The following is a 6,154-nucleotide window of genomic DNA, read 5'->3' as shown; positions in this document are numbered from 1 at the left end:
GGCCACGGCGGCCATCGCGGGGGCGGGGGCGGCCACCTGCACCTGGACCGTCTCGACCCGGCGGGCGACGCGGATGCGCAGATCCCCCTTCTCGACCTCGATCTCGCTGAGATCGGTCTCGTTGATGAGCTTGGCGAGCTCGCGCACGAGCTCCGGATCGAAGGGGTCGTTCTTGGACATCGGCTCCTTGGGCATCGGCTCGGTCGTCTTCAGGTCAGGTGCGGCTGGGTTGAATCGCCGGACCGCGCCCTGGAATCCGAGGCGCGGTCGCGGAGTTGATGTGGGGTGGGGCGACGGCCACACCAGCGCGCCACGAGGCTCGGTGGCGCGATTGGCCCGTCAGCAGCTCGCGTGGCCGCACTGGCGCACGTCGGTGATGGTCTTGCGGATCGGCTCGATGCCGACGGCGCCGGGGATGACCTCGTCGCCGATGATGAAGGCGGGCGTGCCCGACAGGCCGAGCTTGTCGCCGAGGCCGACGTTCTCGGACAGCGCCGCCTTCACCTCGGCGCCCTGCGCGTCCTTCGTCAGCCGGGCCACGTCGAGGCCCATCTCCTTGCCGACGGCGAGCGCGCGCTCGCCGTTGACCCGGCCCTTCGACTCGAGAAGCTTGGTGTGAAACTCGAAGATCTTGTCGCCCTTGAGCTGCTGCTTGGCCGCCAGCGCGATCTTGCTTGCTTCGAGGGACTCGGCGCCGAGGACGGGGAAGTCCTTGAGCACGACGCGCAGCTTCGGGTCACCCTTGATCAGCGCCTGGATGTCGGCGAGCGCCTTGCGGCAATAACCGCAATTGTAGTCGAAGAACTCCACCAGCGTGACGTCGCCGTTGGGATTGCCCGCGACCACGCCGTGGGGCGAGTTGACCAGCGCCTCGCGGGATTCCTTCAGGGCCGCCGATTGGGCGAGCTTCTGGGTCTCCTGCTGCCGACGCTCGCCCTCGGCGATCGCCTCCTGCAGCACGTCCGGGTTCTTGACGAGGTAATCCTTGATAATGCCCTCGATCGCCTGACGCTGCGCGTCCGTGAAGGCGGCGGCCGGCGTCGTCTGGGCCGGCGTCGTCTGCGCCACCGCGACGGTCAGGCTGCCGGCGAGGAACGTGGCGGAAAGCAGGGAACGAAAGAGGGGCATACGTCCTCGCGGGGCGGGACCGGTCCTGCTTGAGGACCGGCCATCGGGGATTCGTCGTCGATCAGACGTGCGGTTAGCGATCGGGTTAGGCGTTTTCGCGGCGGACGGTCAATCGCCGATTGGCGGTTTGGCCCTTGGCGGGGGCGGGGGCTATGACGGAGGCGATGACCCAGTCCCCGCCGACTCCCGAGCGCCCCCCGAACCTCTCCTCCCGCCGGGCGGCGCGCGTCGCCCCCTTCCTCGCCATGGACGTGATGTCGTCCGCCGCCGCCCGCGAGGCGCGCGGGGAGGGCGTCGTGCACATGGAGGTGGGCCAGCCCTCGGCGCCGGCGCCCCGGGCCGTGATCGCGGCCGCGCAGGCGGCCCTGGCCACCGGTTCCCTGCCCTACACCCAGGCCCTGGGCATGAGCGCCTTGCGCGAGCGCATCGCCCGCCACTACGCCGAGACCTACGGCGTCACGGTGTCCCCGAGCCGGATCGTGGTGACCACCGGGTCGTCGGCGGGCTTCGTTCTGGCTTTCCTCGCGCTGTTCGATGCCGGCGCCCGCATCGCCGTGCCCCAGCCCGGCTACCCGGCCTATCGCAGCCTGCTCAACGCCCTCGACCTCGTGCCGGCGCCGCTCACGTTGCGCGATGCCGACCGCTTCGCGCCCACCGGCGACGCCCTGCGGGCGCTGCACGCGCGGGAGAGCCTCGCCGGCCTCCTCGTGATGAGCCCGGCCAACCCGTCCGGCACGGTGATCGAGCCGGCGCGGCTCGAGGACCTCTGCGCCACGGCACGGCAACTCGGGCTGCGCTTCATCTCCGACGAGATCTATCACGGGCTCGCCTACGGCATGCCCACCGAGACGGCCTTGCGCTACGACGACGAGGCCATCGTCATCAACTCGTTCTCGAAGACCTGGTGCATGACCGGCTGGCGCATCGGCTGGATGGTGGTGCCGGACTGGCTCGTGCGCCCCGTGGAGCGCCTCGCGCAGAACCTCTACATCTCGGCCCCCTACCTCTCGCAGGTGGGGGCGCTCGCCGCCTTCGATGCGGTGGAGGAAGTCGAGGCGGTGCGCGCGGGCTATGCCGCCAACAGGGCCCTGCTGCTCGATGCGTTCCCCGGCCTCGGCCTCGGGCGCACGCATCCGGCCGACGGCGCCTTCTATCTCTACGCCGACGTCTCGAACCTCACCGACGACGCCAGCGCCTTCTGCCGGCGCATGCTCGACGAAGCCGGCGTCGCCGCGACCCCGGGCCTCGATTTCGACGCCGTGGAGGGCGGCCACCACGTGCGCTTCTCCTTCGCGGGCTCGCAGGCCGATTGCGTCGACGCCGTGCGCCGCCTGAAGGGCTGGTCGCGCTGAAACGCGAAACGGGGCGGGCATCGTGCCCACCCCGCTTCGCTCATGCCATTCGGTTCGCGATCACTCGCCGGTGAGAGCCGCCTTGGTGCGGGACCACCAGCCCGCGCGCTTCGGGCGATCCGGATCGACGGGGGTGAGCGCCACCGCCACCGGCTCCGGCACCGGCTCGGCCGCCCGGGGGGCCGGCTCCGGGGCGCGCTCCGGCTCGAAGGCCGCCACCGGCGCCTCGGTCGCCGGCTCGGAAGCCTCGGCCGAAGCCTTCGGCTCCGCATCCTGTGCGGCCGCCGCTTCGGTCCGGCTCGAAGCCTCGCCCTCGGAGGAGGCCGCGATGATCGCCTCGGCGCTCACCGGCTCCTCGCCGCCGAGGAAGGCCGACGGCGCGTCGGCCGCGCCCTCGTCGCCCTCGACCGAGCCGATGGGCTGGGCCTCTGCACTGCCCTCGCCGTCGCGGGACCGGCTGCCCTCGCGGTCGCGGCCACGGCCACCGCGGCGGCCGCGCCGACGCCGACGGCCGTTGCCGTCCTCGTCACCGGCCGGGGAAGCCTCCACCGACGCGACGGTCTCGCCGCTCTCGGCCTGCGAAGCGACCTCGTCGGCCTCCTCGCCCTCGCCGTCATCCTCGCCTTCGGAGGCCGCGGTCTCGCCGCCGGCCTGCTCGCCGGAATCGGCGCGACCACCGCGCCGGCGACGGCGCCGGCGGCGTCCTCCCCGGCCCTCGCCGCCCTCGGCCGACTTGTCGCCCGTGTCCTCGCGCGCCTCGTCGGCGGTGACCTCGGTCTCGACTTCCTCGGCCTCCGGCTCGACGACCTCGTCCTCGATCTCGGGATCGAAGTCTTCCTCGGGCGCCAGGGCCGAGTTGATCGCCACGGCGCGGACGCCCGTGACGGGCCCCTCGGCGCGGGTGGCGGGCTCGCCGCGATCGAGCTGGAAGGCGGAGGTCGCCGCCAGGCGCTCGTCGGCCGCGATGGTGACGGAGACGCCGAAGCGCACCTCGAGCTCGCGCAGGTGGGCGCGCTTCTGGTTCAGGATATAGAGCGCCGCCTCGGTGCGGGTGCGCAGGACGAGGTTGTGGCTGGTGCTCTTGAGGAGCGATTCCTCGATGGCCCGCAGGATCTGCAGCGCCACGGACGCCGTCGCGCGGACATAGCCCGAGCCGCCGCAATGGACGCACGGCAGGGAGGAACTCTCCAGCATGCCGGTGCGGATGCGCTGGCGGCTCATCTCCAGGAGGCCGAAGGGCGAGATCCGGCCGACCTGGATGCGGGCGCGGTCGTTCTTCAGGCAGTCGTTGAGCTTCTTCTCGACGGCGCGGTTGTTGCGCTTCTCCTCCATGTCGATGAAGTCGATCACCACGAGGCCGGCGAGATCGCGCAGGCGCAGCTGGCGGGCGACCTCCTCGGCCGCCTCCAGGTTGGTGCGCAGGGCCGTGTCCTCGATGTCGTGCTCGCGGGTGGAGCGGCCCGAGTTCACGTCGATGGAGACCAGGGCCTCGGTCGGGTTGATGACGAGGTAGCCGCCGGACTTCAGGGTCACGTGCGTGGAGAACATCGCATCGAGCTGCTGCTCGACGCCGTGACGGGCGAAGATGGGCGTGGTGTCGCGATAGGGCTGGACCACCTTGGACTGGCCCGGCATCAGCATGCGCATGAAGTCGCGCGCCTCGCGGTAGGCCTCGTCGCCCGCCACCAGGATGTCGTCGATGTCCTTGTTGTAGAGGTCGCGGATGGCACGTTTGATCAGCGAGCCTTCCTCGTAGACCAGCGCCGGGGCCGAGGAGGACAGCGTCAGCTCGCGCACGCTCTCCCACAGGCGCATCAGGTACTCGAAGTCCCGCTTGATCTCGGGCTTGGTGCGCGAGGCGCCGGCCGTGCGCAGGATCACGCCCATGCCGTCCGGCACCTCCAGGTCCTGCGCGACCTCCTTGAGGCGCTTGCGATCGGCCGCGCTCGTGATCTTGCGGGAGATTCCGCCGCCACGGCCGGTGTTTGGCATCAGCACCGAGTAGCGGCCGGCCAGCGACAGGTAGGTGGTGAGCGCCGCGCCCTTGGTGCCGCGCTCTTCCTTGACGACCTGAACCAGGATGATCTGGCGGCGCTTGATCACCTCCTGGATCTTGTAGTGCCGGCGGTAGGTGCGGGGACGGTCGGGGATCTCGGCCATCGCGTCGCCGCCGATCTGGGCGATCTTCTGCTCGCGCTCGCCGTCCTCGCCCTCGGTCTCCTCGTCGTCCTCGTCCTCATCCTCGTCGGAATCGTCGTCCTCGGACTCGTCGTCCGAATCGTCGTCGTCCTCGTCGGAATCGTCGTCTTCGTCCGTCTCGTCCTCGGATTCCGCCGGGGTGCCGGCATCGGCGGCGGACTCGGCAGCGGCGGACTCGCCCATCGGCTCGGCTTCGAGCGCCAGTTCGGCGGCGGGCGTCACCGGCGCATCGGCCGTCGCACCCTCGGACACCGATGTGTCGGAGTCGGACGGTGCGGACACCGGCAGCTCGGACGACACGGCCTGCGTCTCGGCCGGGCGGGCCTCCGACGTGTCCGCGCTCTCCAAGGCCGCCTGCGGCAGGTCGGCGGAGGCATCGCTGCCCGGTGCGATGTCTTGGCTGCCCGGTGCGATGTCCTGGATGTCGCCCGAGAAGCCGCCGTCCAGAAGGGCGTCGGACGCACCGAGCGCCGGGTCGTTCTCGGGGGCGACGTTGAGCTCGGCGATGTCCTCGCCGCTCACCGTCTCGGAGGTCCGGGCCGCCTTGGGCGACGCGCCGTCGCGACGCCCGCGCGAACGCCGGCGGGGCTTGCGCTCCTCGCGCTCGCGGTGCTCCTCCGCCGCGCGGGCCTCGTCCTCCAGCAGGGCCTGACGGTCGGCCAGCGGGATCTGATAGTAATCGGGGTGGATCTCGCTGAAGGCGAGGAAGCCGTGGCGGTTGCCGCCATACTCGATGAAGGCGGCCTGGAGCGACGGCTCCACCCGCGTCACCTTGGCGAGGTAGATGTTCCCGCGAAGCTGGCGCCGGTTGGCCGCCTCGAAGTCGAATTCCTCAACCCTGGACCCGTGAACCGTGACGACCCGGGTCTCCTCCGGGTGCATCGCGTCGATGAGCATCTTGTTGTTGTTGGCCATGACGAACTTTCGACATGGCGGCCGACGTCGTTCTCCTCGAACCGCGCGGTCCCGATGGTGCGCGCCCCGGTCCCGACTCGTCGGCCCGGAAGGTCAGCGCACGTGACGACCCGGGGAAGGGGGTCGCGGAAGCTGTGGGGAAGGGATTGCCGTCAACCGCCGTAGGGCGCCGGATCTCGGCGCGCGTGGGGTTGATCCTGGCCAGGGTCGACGAGACGGCGGCGCCACGCGAAACGCGCAGGCGTTGAACACGAGCAACGGCAACCGATGCTGTGTGACCGCTCATTCTCTCCCTGACCTCGCGAAGACTGTGTGGACCCGTCCGGGGACAGGCCGTGCATTCCAAGAACGGTGCGGCGGCCGAAAAAAGCCGCCGAATGAACCGACTCCCACCCGGCCTTGAAGCGCCGCATTGTCTGACGCGGGGAACCGACTGCGAAGGCGGTCCCGCAAGAAGCCGGACCGCGCCCGCGGGCCGCGGAGCAAACCGCACGGCACCGGGAAGGGGACAGTACCATTACAGAGCGTCGCGACGTTTTGGCAAGGTCCTTCGTTTCGCC

Annotated in this window: 3 protein-coding genes and 1 pseudogene; 1 reads left to right on the top strand and 3 read right to left on the bottom strand. The window is 70.8% G+C overall.

Going from position 1 to position 6,154, the window contains the following annotated elements; all coding sequences use genetic code 11:
- Positions 1-180 (bottom strand): annotated as a pseudogene (locus JWQ05_RS13205) (acetyl-CoA carboxylase biotin carboxyl carrier protein); the annotation flags it as partial.
- A gap of 159 nt (positions 181-339) precedes the next feature.
- The gene (locus JWQ05_RS13200) at positions 340-1,128 is read right to left on the bottom strand and encodes a DsbA family protein (protein WP_299658901.1); all 789 of its coding nucleotides are present in this window, start codon (positions 1,126-1,128) and stop codon (positions 340-342) included.
- A 164-nt stretch (positions 1,129-1,292) separates the two neighbouring features.
- On the opposite strand from JWQ05_RS13200, the gene JWQ05_RS13195 reads away from it, so the two are divergent.
- Positions 1,293-2,480: an aminotransferase class I/II-fold pyridoxal phosphate-dependent enzyme gene (locus JWQ05_RS13195; protein WP_299658899.1), complete on the top strand. Its 1,188-nt coding sequence runs from the start codon at positions 1,293-1,295 to the stop codon at positions 2,478-2,480.
- Positions 2,481-2,540: 60 nt separating this feature from the next.
- Here the strand turns inward: JWQ05_RS13195 and JWQ05_RS13190 are convergent, their stop codons facing one another.
- Entirely contained in the window at positions 2,541-5,594 is a 3,054-nt protein-coding gene (locus JWQ05_RS13190) for an Rne/Rng family ribonuclease (RefSeq protein ID WP_299658898.1), read from the bottom strand.
- Positions 5,595-6,154: the final 560 nt, after the last annotated feature.

Origin of the sequence: Methylobacterium sp. (assembly GCF_028290105.1) — a bacterium.
Lineage (GTDB): Bacteria > Pseudomonadota > Alphaproteobacteria > Rhizobiales > Beijerinckiaceae > Methylobacterium.
This window is presented reverse-complemented; position numbering and strand designations above follow the sequence as displayed.

Bases quoted from the DNA above. Each gene is read 5' to 3' on its own strand.
- JWQ05_RS13200 (WP_299658901.1), bottom strand. From the start codon at position 1,128: ATGCCCCTCTTTCGTTCCCTGCTTTCCGCCACGTTCCTCGCCGGCAGC.
- JWQ05_RS13195 (WP_299658899.1), top strand. From the start codon at position 1,293: ATGACCCAGTCCCCGCCGACTCCCGAGCGCCCCCCGAACCTCTCCTCC.
- JWQ05_RS13190 (WP_299658898.1), bottom strand. From the start codon at position 5,594: ATGGCCAACAACAACAAGATGCTCATCGACGCGATGCACCCGGAGGAG.